17 protein-coding genes are annotated in these 17,163 nt (G+C 27.5%); 5 read left to right on the forward strand and 12 right to left on the reverse strand.

The features are described from left to right. Positions 1-58: 58 nt before the first annotated feature. The 4 genes from AB0T67_RS01385 to AB0T67_RS01400 form a co-directional block, all read right to left on the reverse strand. Positions 59-2,173, reverse strand: coding sequence for a M1 family metallopeptidase (locus AB0T67_RS01385; RefSeq protein WP_369218819.1), 2,115 nt, complete (start codon positions 2,171-2,173; stop codon positions 59-61). A gap of 67 nt (positions 2,174-2,240) precedes the next feature. Then, positions 2,241-2,732 carry a DUF6702 family protein gene (locus AB0T67_RS01390; protein WP_369218820.1) on the reverse strand — a complete coding sequence of 164 codons (492 nt, stop codon included), beginning with the start codon at positions 2,730-2,732 and terminating at the stop codon, positions 2,241-2,243. A gap of 37 nt (positions 2,733-2,769) precedes the next feature. Further along, entirely contained in the window at positions 2,770-3,573 is an 804-nt protein-coding gene (locus AB0T67_RS01395) for a carboxypeptidase-like regulatory domain-containing protein (RefSeq protein WP_369218821.1), read from the reverse strand. A 4-nt stretch (positions 3,574-3,577) separates the two neighbouring features. Beyond that, positions 3,578-4,363, reverse strand: coding sequence for a carboxypeptidase-like regulatory domain-containing protein (locus AB0T67_RS01400; protein WP_369218822.1), 786 nt, complete (start codon positions 4,361-4,363; stop codon positions 3,578-3,580). Between the two features lie 70 nt (positions 4,364-4,433). Here AB0T67_RS01400 and pepE point away from each other — a divergent pair, with 70 nt between their 5' ends. After that, positions 4,434-5,153: a dipeptidase PepE gene (gene pepE, locus AB0T67_RS01405; RefSeq protein WP_369218823.1), complete on the forward strand. Its 720-nt coding sequence runs from the start codon at positions 4,434-4,436 to the stop codon at positions 5,151-5,153. 63 nt (positions 5,154-5,216) lie between these two features. Continuing rightward, complete coding sequence (locus AB0T67_RS01410; protein WP_369218824.1) at positions 5,217-5,885, forward strand: class I SAM-dependent methyltransferase; 669 nt, start codon at positions 5,217-5,219, stop codon at positions 5,883-5,885. Position 5,886: 1 nt separating this feature from the next. Here AB0T67_RS01410 and AB0T67_RS01415 read toward each other — a convergent pair whose 3' ends face one another. Further along, positions 5,887-7,110, reverse strand: coding sequence for an exo-beta-N-acetylmuramidase NamZ family protein (locus AB0T67_RS01415; RefSeq protein WP_369218825.1), 1,224 nt, complete (start codon positions 7,108-7,110; stop codon positions 5,887-5,889). Between the two features lie 142 nt (positions 7,111-7,252). Between AB0T67_RS01415 and AB0T67_RS01420 the strand changes: the two genes are divergently transcribed. Beyond that, positions 7,253-8,488 (forward strand): ABC transporter permease, encoded by a 1,236-nt coding sequence (locus AB0T67_RS01420; protein WP_369218826.1) that lies wholly within the window; start codon positions 7,253-7,255, stop codon positions 8,486-8,488. A 225-nt stretch (positions 8,489-8,713) separates the two neighbouring features. Here AB0T67_RS01420 and lipA read toward each other — a convergent pair whose 3' ends face one another. From lipA to AB0T67_RS01440, 4 genes are all read right to left on the reverse strand, one after another. Beyond that, positions 8,714-9,583 carry a lipoyl synthase gene (gene lipA, locus AB0T67_RS01425; RefSeq protein WP_271230014.1) on the reverse strand — a complete coding sequence of 290 codons (870 nt, stop codon included), beginning with the start codon at positions 9,581-9,583 and terminating at the stop codon, positions 8,714-8,716. Positions 9,584-9,623: 40 nt separating this feature from the next. Next, positions 9,624-10,844: an Nramp family divalent metal transporter gene (locus tag AB0T67_RS01430; protein WP_369218827.1), complete on the reverse strand. Its 1,221-nt coding sequence runs from the start codon at positions 10,842-10,844 to the stop codon at positions 9,624-9,626. 62 nt (positions 10,845-10,906) lie between these two features. Further along, positions 10,907-11,470, reverse strand: coding sequence for an RNA polymerase sigma factor (locus AB0T67_RS01435; RefSeq protein ID WP_369218828.1), 564 nt, complete (start codon positions 11,468-11,470; stop codon positions 10,907-10,909). 92 nt (positions 11,471-11,562) lie between these two features. Continuing rightward, positions 11,563-11,772 carry a membrane or secreted protein gene (locus tag AB0T67_RS01440; RefSeq protein ID WP_271230012.1) on the reverse strand — a complete coding sequence of 70 codons (210 nt, stop codon included), beginning with the start codon at positions 11,770-11,772 and terminating at the stop codon, positions 11,563-11,565. A 131-nt stretch (positions 11,773-11,903) separates the two neighbouring features. On the opposite strand from AB0T67_RS01440, the gene aqpZ reads away from it, so the two are divergent. Beyond that, positions 11,904-12,590, forward strand: coding sequence for an aquaporin Z (gene aqpZ, locus AB0T67_RS01445; RefSeq protein WP_369218829.1), 687 nt, complete (start codon positions 11,904-11,906; stop codon positions 12,588-12,590). Between the two features lie 328 nt (positions 12,591-12,918). Here aqpZ and murB read toward each other — a convergent pair whose 3' ends face one another. Then, positions 12,919-13,926 carry a UDP-N-acetylmuramate dehydrogenase gene (gene murB, locus AB0T67_RS01450; RefSeq protein ID WP_369218830.1) on the reverse strand — a complete coding sequence of 336 codons (1,008 nt, stop codon included), beginning with the start codon at positions 13,924-13,926 and terminating at the stop codon, positions 12,919-12,921. Positions 13,927-13,932: 6 nt separating this feature from the next. Next, positions 13,933-15,123: a pyridoxal phosphate-dependent aminotransferase gene (locus AB0T67_RS01455; RefSeq protein ID WP_369218831.1), complete on the reverse strand. Its 1,191-nt coding sequence runs from the start codon at positions 15,121-15,123 to the stop codon at positions 13,933-13,935. Between the two features lie 113 nt (positions 15,124-15,236). On the opposite strand from AB0T67_RS01455, the gene AB0T67_RS01460 reads away from it, so the two are divergent. Further along, positions 15,237-16,568, forward strand: a complete 1,332-nt coding sequence (locus AB0T67_RS01460) for an aspartyl protease family protein (RefSeq protein WP_369218832.1) — start codon at positions 15,237-15,239, stop codon at positions 16,566-16,568. 54 nt (positions 16,569-16,622) lie between these two features. On the opposite strand, the gene AB0T67_RS01465 is transcribed toward AB0T67_RS01460, so the two are convergent. Continuing rightward, entirely contained in the window at positions 16,623-17,024 is a 402-nt protein-coding gene (locus tag AB0T67_RS01465; RefSeq protein ID WP_369218833.1) for a DUF1573 domain-containing protein, read from the reverse strand. Positions 17,025-17,163: the final 139 nt, after the last annotated feature.

Genomic DNA, 17,163 nt, shown 5'->3' on the forward strand with positions numbered 1-17,163 from the left:
AAAAAGCAATATCATTACTGATATTGCTTTATTTATTAGTAATATTTTATTTTATATATTAATTTTTAACTTTATCTTTAAAGTTATCGAATTTAGTTTTTGTTGTTTTAGGCCAAGTATTATTAGAGGTGTCAACATCAGCAGTTTCTAAATCAGGGTCTATTATAAGACTTTTTATTTCTTTATCCGAAGAAAATACTTTTGTCACTTCTTTGTCATTATATCTCCAAATTTGTGCAGGATATGTTTTCTTTTCCTTAGTTCCATCTTTATAAGTAAATTCAACAATTATAGGCATTACTAAACCACCTGGTTTATTATAAGTAATTTCATAATGATACTTATTTTGTTGATTAGAAAAATTTAAACCTTTACTTGTATCTTGAATAAAATTAACAGAACCATCATTGTTTTTTGATGTATAAAACTTTTTAACAGCTTTCACACCAATATCAGTAACATCGGTAGTATAAAACCAACCTCTCCAAAACCAATCTAAATCAACGGCAGAAGCATCTTCCATTGTTCTAAAAAAATCAGCAGGAGTAGGGTGTTTAAATTTCCATCTTTTTGCATAGGTTTTAAAAGCATGATCAAATAATTCATGTCCCATAATGGTTTCTCTTAAAATCCATAAAGCAGTTGCAGGTTTTCCGTAAGCATTGTTTCCAAATTCATATACGTGATCTCCTCTAGACATAATTGGCGCAATTTTAGATTGGTCTCCACTCATGTATTTAACAATATTCTTCGGAAAACCTCTAGTAACAGGAAAATTTTTATCATAGTCAAATTCTGCTAACATTTCCATGTATGAATTTAAACCTTCATCCATCCAAGTCCATTGGCGTTCATCAGAATTAACAATCATTGGAAAAAAATTATGTCCAACTTCATGAATTGTTACTTTAATCATTCTGTATTTTACTCTATCAGAATAAGTTCCATCAGCATTTGGTCTTCCAGGATTGAAGCAAATTTGTGGATATTCCATTCCCATTTGTCCATCCACAGAAATTGCTTTATGATAAGGATAATCAAATGTATATCTTGAATATGTTTTTAATGTTTGAGCAACAGCTCTGGTAGAATGTTCGCCATATAAAGGATTTGCTTCTTTAGAATATAAAGAATATGCCATTACATTTTTTCCGTTGATATCAACAGCCATGGCATCCCAAATAAATTTTCTTGAAGTAGCAAAAGCGTAATCTCTTACATTTGTAGCTTTAAATTTCCAAGTTTTTGTTTTTCTAGCACGATTTTTTTCATTTTTGATAGCCTCTTTTTGATTTCTGATAATAACAGGGTTATCATAAGTTTTTCTTGCTTTGGCTAATCTTTTTAATTCTTTTTTAGATAAAACTTCTTTTTCGTTTAGTAAAACACCTGTTGCCCCTAACATATGGTCTTCAGGAACTGTAATATTTACATTGAAATCTCCAAATTCTAAAGCAAATTCACTTCTTCCCCAAAATTGCATATTTTGCCAGCCTTCTACATTATCGTACACACACATTCTTGGATAAAATTGTGCAATTACGTAATTATTATTTCCGTCTTTTTCAAAATGTTCAAAACCAGATCTTCCGCCAAGTGTTCTGTGATTATTAATTTTATACCACCAATTGATGTTAAATTTAAAAGTATCACCAGTAGCCAAAGGTTTTGATAAATTAATACGCATCATTGTTCTGTTAATGGTGTGTGATAATTTAGAACCATCGGTATTGGTAACTGCTGTTATTTTAAAACCACCATCAAAAATTTTTTCAGGAAAATTTTTATTAAATTTTTTCTTACTTAATGTTTCTTCAATTTTTCCTGAAGTAATATCTGGAGATTTAGAATCTGAAGCACGTACATTTTGGTCTAATTGCACCCATAAATACGTTAATTCGTCTTCTGAATTATTATGATAAGTAATTGTTTCGTTTCCTGTAATTATTTGTTTATCATCATTTAAAATAATATCCATATTATAGTCAACTTTTTGCTGTGTATATTTTTTTCCAGGAGCACCCGATGCAGTATGTTTGTCATTTGGTGTTGCTAAAAGTTCTTTTAACTGTCTAAATTTATTTTGATTAGTATGTCCTTTTTTAGTTTTTTGAGAAAAAGCAGTGGTTACTGCGAAAAAAAGAGAGAAAATAAATAAAATATTTTTCGTCATTATATTAAGGTTATTTTTGGATAAAATTCAAGAGTAATAATAATCGAGGAATATAATAAAAATAATGTTAAAATTTAAGTAATCCTTTATTGTTTTTTATATCTAAAAATAAACTTTTACGCTCTTTTTTTATTGATGCTTTTACTAAGTTTTGTTGTTCAGGAAAATGTTTGATTAAAATATTATTTTCTATTTCAATTGTTTTTATATTTAAAATATTTTCTATCTCTAAATAGAAATATACAATATCACCATCGTATTCTTTACCTATAAAATTATATGCAACTGATTTATCGTTAATTTTAACCTTAAAATTTTTTTCTAAATACTTAAAAAAAAGAGAATCAACTGTTTTTAATTCTTTATCTGAAGTTAATTGTAAATCGACATTATAATCTTTATTGATTGCAGTTTCTATATCATCCATAAAAACATTTGTAATCATTTGTACAGATTTTGTTTCTTCTTTATAATTTATTTCTGTTAATGAAATATAATATTTATGAACGCTAAAAGCGAGTAGAGGAAGTATAAATAAAAGGACGCTTATTTTTTTCATGTTGATTTTTTATAAGGTGAATTATTAAGCCAAATTACTATTTATAATCGTTTAAGTTTAACTTTTTAAATACTTCTGCTTTCTTTTTTAAAAACAAAATGATATTTATTTCTCCTGAATTATAAGTTTCTTCAAATTTTTCATCCGAAGTACAATAATAAATAAACTTATAAATATCTGATTTTTTTATGTGATATTCTTGTACAATAGCCGATGAATAATTGTTTTTTATTTTAGTAACTTTTACTTCTAATGTTTCAATTGCTTTTAGTTTTTTAAGCTTTTTTATTCTGCCAGAAGCTTTATTTACAATATAATCTAAGGAGATTTTATTTAGAAGACCAAATGTAAAAGCATTACTTCCTCCCATAGCCGTTTGCAGTGTTCTTTCGGCAGGTGTTAGTTGTTTAGAGCCTGCGTATGGTAAATTTAATGTTGTCGCATTAATTTGATTTGTGGTTTTTATATTTTTACTATCAGTAGATAAAAAGCCTGATAAATTATGTTTTTTAATATTTACTTCGGATAACTCATAGGTTGTTTTAATTAACTTAAACGTGTTTTTTTGCATTCCGAAGTGATTTGATGCTACAATAATAATTGTTGATTTATAGCCAACAAAAGATATTTTTAAGGAGTCATTTTTTTTAGCTAAAATTCTAAATTCACCGTTTTCATTGGTAAAAGTTCCTTGTTTTGTAGTTAAGTTAATTACGTGTGCATTATATACACTACCAATATTATCTTTAACATTTGCGTATAAAAATTTTTGATGTTCTTGGGAAACACTTATTGTAATTACTCCAAAAACTAAAAAAAATAAAAGCAGTTGTTTTTTCATATAGTTATTTTTGAATTCCTACAACAGTAGTTTTTTCTTTGTCTAAAAGATATGGTGAATTTTTACTATTATTTAACAAAACAGTGGTTAGTTCTAGTAGTTTTTCTTTATGATATAAATTAATAATTCCTTTTGAAATACAATGTTCTAAAAATGGATTAATATGTTCTTTTTTAATTTTTAATTGATGTACAAAAAAACCATCAGTAAAGTGTTTTCTTATTTTTAACAACTTACTATCTGCTATTTTTAAATTATGTAATTTTTTTTTCTGTTTAGCTGTTCCATTCAAAGCTCCGATAAGACCTGTTAAACTAACAGCAACACCTGACTTAAAGGCGATTGTTTTTTCACTTTTAGGTTTTTGACTATTTGCATACGGTAAATTTAATGTTTTAGCATTTACAATTGGTAAATTATGTAATAGTATGTCTTTATCGACATCAAAAATACCTTTCTTTTTTTTAAGAACAACTTCTTCTAGTAGATATGTTTTACTATCTAAATGAATAATAATCTCTTTTGATTTTAAATTTTCATCAGTAATTAAATGTTCTTTATATTCAAAATTTAGATGAGAAATAATTAAAATATCTCCTTTTGAAGCAAGAATTTCAAAACGTCCTTTTTCATTGGAAACCGAACCGATATCTAATTTTGGATTTATAATATGAACATCTTGAACCTTTAAACTATCTAAATAAATATATCCTGAAACAATTTTAGGGTTGTTTTGAGCGATACTAATAAGTGATGTAATACTGAATAAAAATAATAATAACTTCCTCATATTACAAAGAAACTACCTAAAGGTCTTAAAAATGTTTTAACGTTATGGTAAAATTTTGTTAATTTGAGTTATGAAAAAACTTATAATAGCAAGTACATCAACTATTCATGGAAGTGGATATTTAGAATATATAACATCAACACTTATTAATTTTTTTGAAAATTCAGATACTATTTTATTTATTCCGTATGCAAGACCAGGCGGAATTAGTTATGATGAATACACTGATATTGCTAGGAAATATTTTGCAAAGCTCGATAAAAAAGTAAAAGGAATTCATGAGTTTGAAAATCCTATAAAAGCTTTACAAGAAGCTAAAGGTATTTTTACAGGTGGCGGAAATACTTTTGAATTAGTCAATCAATTATATCAGAATAATATAATAGACACTTTAAAAAATGTTGTAGAAAATGGAATTCCGTATTTAGGAACTAGTGCAGGAAGTAATATTTGTGGGGTTACTATGATGAACACAAATGATATGCCGATTGTGTATCCATCAAGTTTTAAAACCTTAGAGTTTATTCCTTTTAATATCAATGCACATTATTTAGATCCGATTGAAGGTTCTACACATATGGGAGAAACTCGTGAAACTAGAATAAAAGAATATCATGTATTTAACGAAACTTCTGTCTTAGGATTAAGAGAAGGAAGTTGGTTAGCAGTAACAGGAAATTCAATAGTTTTAGAAGGAACTTTATCAGCTCGTTTATTTCAAAAAGATAAAGAATCTTTAGAATTATCAACAGGAAAAGAAATAAGTGATTATTTTAATAAAGAAAAGTAAATTATTTAAACCTTTCATAAAACGTTATTACCTTTGATGCTTAATTAATCGTGTAATAGCTAAATGAATAATCAAACTAAAAAAGCAAAAAAACCTTGGCCTACAAAAGATGCTATGGAACAAGTATATGAAATGAAACTTTGGGGTGATAATAATACCGCTTTTTATTCGGGCTTAGGTTCACATCAATCTGAAATTGTAAAACCATATATTAAAGCTGTAGTTTCTTTTTTAGCCTCGTTTAAAAAACCGCTTACAATTTGCGATTTAGGTTGTGGCGATTTTAATATTGGTGAAAATTTAGTTCCTTATGCTAAGAAATATATAGCTGTTGATATTGTTTCTAAGTTGATAACTTATAATGCTACAAAATTTAAAGCATCAAATTTAGAGTTTCATACTTTAGATATTTCAGAAGATATTTTGCCAATTGCTGATTGTGTTATAATAAGACAAGTTTTACAACATTTATCAAATGATGAGGTTAAAAATGTGGTTGCTAAATTGTCTGATTTTAAATATGTTATTTTAACAGAACATTTACCAAACGGAGAGTTTATTCCGAATAAAGATATTATTTCAGGACAAGGAATTAGGATAAAAAAGAAAAGCGGATTAAAACTAACAGTAGCTCCTTTTAACTTTAAAGTGAAAGAAGAAAAAGAGCTACTATCGGTTATTTTAAAAGATGGTAAAGGTGTTATTGTAACAACACTTTATACTGTTTTTTAAATTATTTGTAAAGTAAATAGTTTGCTCTTACTTTTTTAAATACTGATAAATCTTTTTCCCAAGATTTTTTAATTTCTTTTTCAGATAACCCTTGTTGAATTTGAACTTGTAATTTTTTCGTTCCTGCTAGTTTAGTGAAAAATGTATTGAAAAATGTTTTTTTAGATGATTCTTGATATGATTTTATCAACCAAGATAAATTTAAAGTTGAAAGTTTACCGTTTTTCTGTAAGTTTTCACCATAACATAACTGAGCTTTATGCTTCGGATATTTTGCTCCTTCATTAGGTTGAGGTGTAAAGCTAAAACTTGTTTTATTCAAATAAGGAGCTCCATAAATTTGAAATTGTTTATTTGTTCCTCTACCTACTGAAACCGTTGTTCCTTCAAAAAAACAAAGGCTAGGGTATAGGTTTATAGAAATAGCATTCGGTAAGTTCGGAGATGGTTTTATAGGTAAATTATATGCTGTATTATGTGTATAATTTTCTAAAGAAATTACAGTTAAATCACATTTTAGGTTATTTTTTAACCAGTTTTCACCGTTTATCATTTTTCCATATTCGCCAATTGTCATTCCGTAAACTACGGGTACAGGATGCATCCCTACAAAACTTTTATGTGTCATTTCTAACACAGGACCATCAATATAATGTGCATTAGGATTTGGTCTATCTAAAACAATTACAGGAATATTTGCTTCTGCACAAGCTTCCATAACATAATGTAACGATGAAATATAAGTGTAAAAACGTGCGCCAACATCTTGAATATCAAAAATAACTACATCGATGTTTTTTAATTGTGCTTGCGATGGTTTTTTGTTTTTTCCATATAACGAAATAATTGGTAATTGTGTTTTAGTATCAATTCCATCAATTACAGTTTCACCAGCATCAGCTTTCCCTCGAAAACCATGTTCTGGAGCAAATACTTTTTGTACGTTAATTCCTTTATTATTGTGTAAATAATCGACTAAATGATGTGATTCTACTTTATTTTGTTGTGGAATATTTACTATTGATGTTTGATTTGCTACAATAGCTATATTTTTACCTTTTAATTTAGATAAGTATAAATTGGTTCTATCAGCACCTGTTTTTAAAAGAAGAGGTATAGTAGTTGTAACTTTTTCAGTTGTTGATTTCTGTTGCTGAGCGCAAGAAGAAAATTGAAAGCTAATACAAGCTAAAAATAATATAAAGTAATTAAAATAGATTTTCATATAATAGTATCTTAAAAAAAGATAAAATTACTACTTAAAAATCTTTTAGTAAGAAAAAGAATGAATAATTTAATTGATGTTAATCATTTCTATAAATTAAGCAATAATTAATTACTTTTGATTCTATAAAAAAATATAACTTTTGAATTTCGAATTATTTATCGCTAAACGAATTATTGCTAGTAAAGAGCATAAAAGCAGTATTTCATCACCTATTATTAAAATTGCAACTATTGCGATTGCTTTAGGTATCGCTATTATGTTAATTGCAGTTGCTATCGCTTCTGGTTTTCAAAAGAAAATTAGCGATAAAATGACAGGTTTTAAAGGTCATATACAAATTGTAAATTATGATACCAATAATTCAGATATTTCTACAGTACCAATAAGTAAAACACAAGATTTTTATCCGAAGTTTAAAACAATTGATGGAATTAAAAATGTACAGGTTTTTGCTAATATCGGAGGAATAATAAGAACACCTACCGATTTTGAAGCCATTGTTTTTAAAGGAGTTTCTTCGGATTATGATTTTTCATTTTTTAAAGAATATCTAGTCAAAGGACGATTGCCTAATTTTAAATTAGATAGAAATAAAGAAATATTAATTTCTGAAGCTATTGCAGATAGGTTAAATTTTAAATTAAATGATACTATTCAAACTTTATTTAGTGCAACAAAAAGTAAGCTAAAATATAAAATGAGAAAACCTATTATTGTAGGTATTTATAACACAGGTTTTGCAGAGTTTGACAAAACAATGTTGATTGGTGACATTAGAGAAATACGTAAAATTAATAGATGGACTGCTGATCAAATTGGAGGATTTGAAGTGTTAATTGATGATTTTGATGAGTTAACTCAAAAAGGAAACGAAATTTATAGTAATATAGGAGCTACTTTAAATAGCATGACTATTGTTGAAAATTACCCATTAATTTTTGAATGGATTAAAATTTTTGACAATAATGTATGGTTTATTATTGGAATTATGATTCTAATAGCAGGAATTAATATGATAACTGCTTTGTTAGTCTTAATTTTAGAAAGAGTACAAATGGTCGGGATTTTAAAAGCCTTAGGAAGTAGTAATTGGAGTATTCAGAAAATATTTTTATACAATGCTTCTTACTTAATCTTAAAAGGATTGTTCTGGGGAAATTTAATCGGAATCACATTATTATTAATTCAAAAGTATTTTAAGGTGATTAGTTTAGATCCTGCAACATACGCAATAGCAACAGTACCTGTTGATATTAATATCTTTGCAATTACAATATTAAGTTTAGGAACATTGCTATTATGTTTTTTAATGTTGATAATTCCATCGTATATTATTACAAAAATAGAGCCTTCAAAATCAATTAAATTTGCATAAAGTAAATTAAAAGTGTTTTTTAGATAAATAAAAACCCACTCGTTATGAGTGGGTTTTTTTATCAAATAATTCAAATAATCTACACATTAAAACCAGTTTACAAAGTTGTTTTCAATCATACCTAGGTATGGTGTAAAATTAAAATAATATTCTAAATATTCTTTAAAATTTAGTTGTTTGACATTTATTTAACGACTAACAGCTTAAATGTTAAGATAAAGCTAATTACTGTGCATGTTTATGTGCTTTGTACGAAGAACGTACTAAAGGACCACTTTCAACATACATAAAGCCCATTTCTAAGCCTAATGTTTCGTATTTTTTAAATTGTTCAGGAGTAATAAATTCTTTAAGAGGTAAGTGTTTTTTACTAGGTTGTAAATATTGTCCAATAGTAATAATATCTAAACCAACAGCACGTAAGTCTTTCATGGTTTGAATAACTTCTTCTTCTTTTTCACCTAAACCTAGCATTATACCTGATTTAGTACGCATTCCTTTATCTTTTAAATATTTTAAAACACCTAAACTTCTGTCATATTTAGCTTGAATACGAACTTCACGAGTTAATCTACGAACGGTTTCCATATTATGAGAAACTACTTCAGGAGCAACTTCTATAATTCTATCAATTAACTTTTCGTTTCCTTGAAAATCAGGAATTAAGGTTTCTAATGTCGTTTTTGGATTAGCTCTACGAACAGCATTTACTGTTTCTGCCCAAATAATAGAACCACCGTCTTTTAAATCATCTCTATCTACCGATGTTAAAACAGCATGTTTAATTTCCATTAATTTAATAGAACGTGCAACTTTTTCTGGTTCATCCCATTCAACCGTTTCAGGTCTTCCTGTTTTTACACCACAAAATCCGCATGAACGGGTACATATATTTCCTAAAATCATAAAAGTAGCAGTTCCTTCTCCCCAACATTCTCCCATGTTTGGGCAACTTCCACTTGTACAAATGGTATTTAATTTATATTTGTCTACTAAACCTCTTAAGTCTGTATATTTTTTTCCAACGGGTAATTTTACACGTAACCATTTTGGTTTTTTTACTCTTTCTGGTAATAATACTGATTCGTTTGCCATTTCGATAAAAAATTGAACAGCAAATTTACAAAGAAAACTGTTATAAATTGATTAAAAACCAAAGACTAAATCCGATTAAAAAAATAATTCCCGTAATACTTAAAATACGTAAAGGTAATTTTGGTTGATTTTTTTTAGGTGTATGTTTTCCTGTTATCAGTAGATAATTAAAAATAGCATAAAATGGCGCTGTTAAAAAAGATAAAATAGTTGCTACTTTAACTAAAAATCCCATATCAGTTAAAAAATAGTTTAAAATAACAAAAGTACCAATGACTAAAAAAAAGATCCAGAAAGAATAATTTAGTTTATTTTTTTTAGGAAATAATAAGTTTGATGCTTTAGTCATTGCTCTTGGTGATGCATCTAAAGTAGTCAGCGTAGTACTAAACATCGTTGTAAATGCTGCGATTCCTATAAATAAATAAGAAAAATCACCTAAATTTTCGGTATATAAATTGATTAATTGTGAAGCAAAAACACTTCCTTTATTAGAAAATGATTCTCCAGATTGATACATAACTAAGGCTCCAAGAACGACAAAACAAACTCCTAAAAAGAAGGTTGCTATGTATCCAACATTAAAATCAAAAACAGCATATTTTGGTTTTATTTGTTCAAAAGTGGTTTTACTTTTTTCAACAGACCATAATGAATGCCAAATAGAAACATCTAAAGGAGCAGGCATCCAACCTAAAAAAGCAATTAAAAAAGTAATTTGAGCAGTTCCACTAGGTAGTATCTGTTGAACATTGAAGCCTTTTTCTGTACTAAATATTGCAACTATTACGGCTATAATAGTACTGATAGTTAATATCAGTATGATATATTTCATTAAATTATCTAGCAGTTTATATTTTCCAATAAGAAGAAGAAGAATACTGATACTTAATATAATGACAGACCAAATAACTAGATTATCTGTAAATCCAAAAATATTAGACGCTAAGCTAGCAGTTACTATTGTAACGGCTGCTTGAATGGTAAACATTGTAGCAAAGTTTAAAATAGAATAACATATTAATACTCCTTTTCCTAATTTTTTGTAGCCATCAAGTAGTGTTTCTCCTGTAGCAGCAGCATAACGAGGACCAAATTGAAAGAAAGGATATTTAAATAGTGTTACAATTAATAATGCCCAAAGTAATCCGAAGCCAAAATCGGCACCAGCTCTTGTTGATTGTACTAAATGAGATACACCTATTGCAGCACCAGCAAATAACAACCCAGGACCAAGTATTTTTGATAGCGATTTTTTCATAAATAAAGGTTGAGAAAAGAGATGACTAGCTTTTTTTAATTAAAAAACTAAATGATAGTAAGTTAAGATTTATTTATTATCTCTGCTAATAATTTTTTAGCTCTTAATAATTTTATTTTAACATTATTCATTGGTTCTCCTATTTTATCAGATATTTCTTTATAACTTAATTCTTGAAAAAATCGTAGATTGATAATTTCTTGATATTTAGGTTTTAACTTTTTAATATCTCTTAATAGCTTCGCTAAGTTTTGCTCTGTTATAAGGTTATCTTCAGGAGAAGGAGCATTATCAATAATTCTAAAAGCGGCTTCTTCTTGTTCTTTAGAAGTATTTAAAATAATTGAAGTATTTTTTTTTCTTAGAGAATCAATATATACATTTTTAGAAATTGCAATTAACCAAGTTTTAAATTGATATGCTTCATTAAAAGTATCAATTTTATCAAAAGCTTTTGAAAAAGTTCTAATTGTAATGTCTTCTGCTTCATTATCATTTCTTGTAATAGATAATTGGTAGTTATATACGTTTCCCCAAAAATTATCTAACAAAAAATTAAAAGAAATTTGATTTCCTTTTTTTGCTTGCTGAATATGTTGAAGTACTTTTTCTTTAGGTATTTCCAAGTTTATAAATTGTATTTAAAATAGGTAAAATAAAAAAACCTATACTTAATAGCGTGGCTAAAATATAGGTTTTTATTAATATTTATATAAACTTATTCTTTGTTGTGTGCAGTATCGTTACAAGAGTCAAATTGATCGGGAGTTTTTCCACAAAAACCACAAGATTCTCCAGTTTCATTTAAAACAGGATTTTGACTAGCACAAGTACCTGCAAATTCGCCATCTTTTTTAGCCCAAATTTTTATAGCGATTCCTGCAAAAGCTAATGCTAATAAACCGATAGTAAGAAAAATTAATTTCATAATTATTAAATTTTATACTGCAAATATACAAACTTCCTTTTTTAGAGGATTATTTTATTGTAGATTTATAAGTGTGACTTTTGAGTTATTTAGGGTCATAAATAAGAGTTAATAATTTTAAACTATAACATATGAAAAAGTATTTAGCAGAATCATTCGGAACATTTTGGTTAGTATTTGGAGGTTGTGGTAGCGCCATTTTTGCTGCTGGTTTCCCTGAATTAGGTATCGGTTTTATGGGCGTAGCCTTAGCCTTTGGTTTAACTGTTTTAACAATGGCATATGCTGTTGGGCATATTTCAGGAGGACATTTTAATCCTGCGGTATCCTTAGGTTTATGGGCAGGAGGTAAGTTTTCGGCTAAAGAATTAGTACCGTATATTATCTCTCAATTAATTGGTGCAATTTTAGCTGGAGGAGCTTTATATTTAATCGTTTCAGGTAAATCAGATTTTGAATCTATTGGTGGTTTTGCTGCTAACGGATACGGGGAATTATCACCAGGAGGTTATAATATGACATCAGCTTTTGCTGCTGAATTTTTATTAACAATGTTTTTCTTATTGATAATTTTAGGAAGCACTAATGAAAGAGCTCCAAAAGGTTTTGCTCCAATAGCTATCGGATTAGGATTAACATTAATACATTTAATCAGTATTCCAATTACTAATACTTCGGTAAATCCTGCACGTTCTATGAGTCAGGCTTTATTTGCTGGTGGAGGTTATTTAGCACAATCTTGGTTATTTTGGGTTGCACCTATAGCAGGAGCAATTGTAGCAGGGTTTATTCATAAAGCATTATTTGATAAAGAATAAATAGTATTAAAATGATATAAAAACATCTTTTTTTAGGTGTTTTTATATTTTTTTGAAGCAATTTCCCGCTTTCCGCACTCGCTTTTTTTGTTTGAAAAAAACAAAAAAGAGCTCAAACAATTGCTTCAATCGGGGCTAGAAATTTTTCCTTACTTATAAAATTGTACTAAAAACTTAAATTTTATCCAAAAAGAGTTTTATAGCTAAAAAATCGAATCTGTCAAACTGAATTTATTTAAGTTTCGCATCCTGATTTGCCGTAGCTCTTCATTTTATGTGATTCTGAAATAAATTCAGAATGACGTTTATATCTTAAAATAAAAATATTTTAAATAATATTTACTTCAATTTCTAAATCAATAGAAAAGGTATCTTTAATAGTTTTTTGAATGTTTTGTGCTAATTTATAAATTTCGATACCTGTTGCATTTCCATAATTAACAAGTACTAAAGCTTGTTTTTCATGCACACCATAATTACCAAATTTTTTACCTTTAAACCCACATTTTTCAATTAACCATCCAGCAGGTACTTTTATTTCTGTGTCTGATACTTTATAACTTGGAATATTAGGGAAATCTTTTTTGATTTTTTCAAACTGTAATTTAGAAATTACAGGATTTTTAAAAAAGCTACCACTGTTACCAATTTTTTTAGGATCTGGTAATTTAGAATTTCTTATTGCTATAACAGCATCAGAAACATTTTTTATAGTTGGGTTTTTAATGTTTTTTGATAAAAATTCAGCTTCAATAGCACCGTAAGAAGTAGTAAGTTTATGGTCTTTTTTTGTAAGTTGAAAACAAACTGAAGTAATAATATATTTATCTTTAGCTATATTTTTAAAAATAGAATTTCGATATCCAAATTTACAATCATCATTAGAAAACGTTACTAATTTTCCTGTTTCAATATCAATAGCTTCTACACGGTTTATAGTATCTTTTACTTCTACACCGTACGCACCAATATTTTGAATAGGACAAGTACCTACATTTCCTGGGATTAAAGATAAATTTTCAATTCCTCCATAATCCTGAGAAACACACCAAAGTACAAATTCGTGCCAATTTTCACCAGCATTTACAGTTATGTAAATATCGTTTTCATTTTCTCTATCAATAGAAATTCCTTTTAAATTTAAATGAACAACAAGTTTTTCAATGTCTTTGGTTAATAGCATATTGCTACCTCCAGAAATTAAAAAAACATCTTTTTCCGATTTTAAAAGTTGTTGTAAACTATAAAGTGAATCAATAGAAATAAAACGTTTGGCATTAACATGAATGCCAAACGTATTATAGTTTTTTAATGATATGTTTTCTTGAATATTCAATGAAACCTATTTTTTGTATTGTTGTAAAGCTATTTTTAAAATCTCTACAGAACGAATTAAATCAACTTTATTTAATACATATGCCATACGTATTTGGTTTTTACCTTCTCCAGCAGTAGAGTAAAATCCACTAGCAGGTGCAACCATAATAGTTTCGTTGTTATCGTTAAAATCCTCTAAAATCCATTGTGCAAAATCATCAGCATCAGCAATAGGTAATTCAGCTACACAATAAAAAGCTCCTTTAGGATTAGCTACTTTTATACCATCAATTTTTTGTAACTCAGAAATTAAAGTATTTCTACGTTCTTGATACTCTTCAATAACTTCATCAAAATAACTTTGAGGCGTGTCTAAAGCTGCTTCACTAGCTAATAAAGCATAAGTAGGAGGGCTTAAACGAGCTTGAGCAAATTTAATAGCAGTATTGATGAACTCTTCATTTTTAGAAACGATACATCCAATTCTTGCTCCACACATACTGTAACGCTTAGAAACAGAATCAATAACAATAGCGTTTTGTTCTAAACCATCTAAAGTCATTACTGAATTGTGCTTTTCACCATCATAAGTAAACTCACGATAAACTTCATCAGCAATTAAAAATAAATCGTGTTTTAAAACGATTTGCTTTAATTTTTCAATTTCAGCTTCGCTATATAAATAACCAGTAGGATTACCAGGGTTACAAATTAAAATAGCTTTTGTTTTTGATGTAATTAATTTTTCAAAATCTTCAATAGCAGGTAACGCAAAATTATCTTCTATTTTAGAAATTACAGGAACAACTTTTACACCCGAAGCAGTTGAAAAACCGTTGTAGTTAGCATAAAAAGGCTCAGGAATGATAATTTCATCACCTGGATCAGTAATACTACCAATAGTAAATAATAACGCTTCAGAACCACCTGTAGTAGCAATAATATTATTTGCGTTTACATGAATATCGTTTTTAGCATAATATGCAGCTAACTTTGTACGGTATTGTTCAGAACCTTCAGAACGTGCGTATGATAATACTTCAATAGTATTATTTTTAACAGCATCTAAAGCTACTTGTGGAGTTTTAATATCTGGTTGACCAATATTTAAATGAAAAACTTTAGTTCCATTTTTTTTAGCAGCCTCTGCAAAAGGAACCAATTTACGAATTGGTGATTGAGGCATAGAATTCCCTTTTATAGAAATAACAGGCATATGATATAATTTATATATTGTTTGATGCAAATTTGCAAAATTTATTTTTAAAAAATAATAAAATTACAGTAATATAAATTTGTATCTTCATATGGAACTTAAAATTAATTACTTTGATAAAAAAACTACTATTATTTTTTACTTTTATTATTAGTGTTTCTTTATTTTCTCAAAAGAATTTTCAGTTTTTTGGAAATCAAACAGAAAAACAAGAAGTGTATTTTAAATTAGTTAATAACTTAATTGTCATTCCTTTGGAGGTTAATGGAAATGAATTATCCTTTATTCTAGATACAGGTGTTGGTAATACATTATTGTTTAATCTGACAAAAAAAGATAGTATAGGATTAAAGAATGTGAAAAAAATAATGCTTCGTGGTTTGGGAGGTGGCGAACCTATAGCTGCATTAACTTCGAGAAAAAATGAACTTAAAATAAATAATATTGTAAGTTCAAATCAAGATTTATTTGTTGCTTTAACCGAAGATTTTAATTTATCGGCTAAAATGGGAACAACTATTCACGGAATTATAGGTTATGATTTATTAAAAGATGTTATCATTAAAATTAATTATAAAACAAAAAAAATTGTCTTTTATAATCCTAAAACATATCAACAAAAAAAATGTAGAAAATGTCAAGAGTTTCCGCTAGAGTTTTATCGTAAAAAACCCTACGTAAATGTTGCCGTTAAAATTGATACAGTTGGTGATTTAATAACTCCTGTTAAAATGTTAATAGATACAGGAGGTACTGATGCAATGTGGTTGTTTGAAAATACAAAAGCCGAAATTAAAACACCTATAAAGCATTTTAAAGATATTTTAGGCGAAGGATTAAGTGGTACTATTTATGGAAATAGAAGTAAAATACCACATATTTCATTAGGTGATTTTTTGATAAAAGAACCTACTGTTTCTTTTTTAGATAAGAAATCTACTCTTAATGCAAGACGTTTTAAAGAGAGAAACGGAAGTATTGGCGGAAATATTTTAAACCGTTTTAAAGTTTGGATAGATTATCCTAATAAAAAAATGATTTTAAAGAAAAATGGTTCTTTGAAAAATGGTTTTTATTATAATATGAGTGGTTTACATTTAGTTAATGATGGACAGGAATTAGTAAAAGAAGAAACAAGTGATAAATCTGTAAATTTTTATAATTCACAAAGTGATAGAAATACAATTTCTTTAATAACAAGATATCATTATAAATTTAAACCTTCTTTTAAAATAGATAAGGTTTTAGAAGGGTCGCCTGCTGATAAAGCTGGTTTACAAGAAGGAGATATTATAAAAAAAATAAATAATAAACCTGCTTATGAATTTGAATTAAATGAAATTACAGCAATGTTCCAAAGTGAACCTTCCAAAAAAATAAAAATGACTGTAAAAAGAGGAGTAAAGAGTCTGAAATTTGAATTTAGGTTAAAAAATAGAATATAAAAAAAGTGCCAATAATATTATTGACACTTTTTTGTTTTATAAGAATAAAAAATATTATTGATTTACAATACTTTTTTCTTTAACAGGAGCAACGTCTTTAGCGATAAATCCTTTAATTTTAATTCTTTTTCTTTTAATTTTAGCATTAGAAATAACCGTTAATGATTTAGAAAAACCTCCTGGTCTTTTAGTATCATAAGAAACTTCAATTTGACCTTTTTGTCCTGGCATAATAGGAGCTTCAGGTTTTTTAGGAACTGTACATCCGCAAGAAGAAACTACATCTTTAATAATAAGAGGTTCATCACCTACGTTTGTAAATTCAAAAGTACGTTTTCCTTCTGATGCAATAGCTACCTTTCCGTAGTCGATAGTTTCTGTTTCAAATTTAAATTCTTGAGCGCTTACTGTTAATGTAATAAAACATATAGCTACAAATGATAAAATTGTTTTCATAATTGGTAAAGTTTATTTTAAGGGGGTTAGTCCGTTACAAATTTAATATTTTTTTTTTTAGTTAAAAAAACCAACATCTAATTTTTTGTACTTCTATAGATAATTGTATTTTTGTTTTTTTAATTTCAAAAATAATGCC

This window comes from Tenacibaculum salmonis (assembly GCF_041053065.1).
Lineage (GTDB): Bacteria > Bacteroidota > Bacteroidia > Flavobacteriales > Flavobacteriaceae > Polaribacter > Polaribacter pacificus_A.

Excerpts from the sequence above, each read along its gene's own strand:
- aqpZ (WP_369218829.1), top strand. The coding sequence starts at position 11,904 with ATGAAAAAGTATTTAGCAGAATCATTCGGAACATTTTGGTTAGTATTT.
- AB0T67_RS01400 (WP_369218822.1), bottom strand. The coding sequence starts at position 4,363 with ATGAGGAAGTTATTATTATTTTTATTCAGTATTACATCACTTATTAGT.
- AB0T67_RS01465 (WP_369218833.1), bottom strand. The coding sequence starts at position 17,024 with ATGAAAACAATTTTATCATTTGTAGCTATATGTTTTATTACATTAACA.
- AB0T67_RS01440 (WP_271230012.1), bottom strand. The coding sequence starts at position 11,772 with ATGAAATTAATTTTTCTTACTATCGGTTTATTAGCATTAGCTTTTGCA.
- AB0T67_RS01415 (WP_369218825.1), bottom strand. The coding sequence starts at position 7,110 with ATGAAAATCTATTTTAATTACTTTATATTATTTTTAGCTTGTATTAGC.
- lipA (WP_271230014.1), bottom strand. The coding sequence starts at position 9,583 with ATGGCAAACGAATCAGTATTATTACCAGAAAGAGTAAAAAAACCAAAA.
- pepE (WP_369218823.1), top strand. The coding sequence starts at position 4,434 with ATGAAAAAACTTATAATAGCAAGTACATCAACTATTCATGGAAGTGGA.
- AB0T67_RS01455 (WP_369218831.1), bottom strand. The coding sequence starts at position 15,123 with ATGCCTGTTATTTCTATAAAAGGGAATTCTATGCCTCAATCACCAATT.
- AB0T67_RS01395 (WP_369218821.1), bottom strand. The coding sequence starts at position 3,573 with ATGAAAAAACAACTGCTTTTATTTTTTTTAGTTTTTGGAGTAATTACA.
- AB0T67_RS01390 (WP_369218820.1), bottom strand. The coding sequence starts at position 2,732 with ATGAAAAAAATAAGCGTCCTTTTATTTATACTTCCTCTACTCGCTTTT.
- AB0T67_RS01430 (WP_369218827.1), bottom strand. The coding sequence starts at position 10,844 with ATGAAAAAATCGCTATCAAAAATACTTGGTCCTGGGTTGTTATTTGCT.
- AB0T67_RS01410 (WP_369218824.1), top strand. The coding sequence starts at position 5,217 with ATGAATAATCAAACTAAAAAAGCAAAAAAACCTTGGCCTACAAAAGAT.
- AB0T67_RS01385 (WP_369218819.1), bottom strand. The coding sequence starts at position 2,173 with ATGACGAAAAATATTTTATTTATTTTCTCTCTTTTTTTCGCAGTAACC.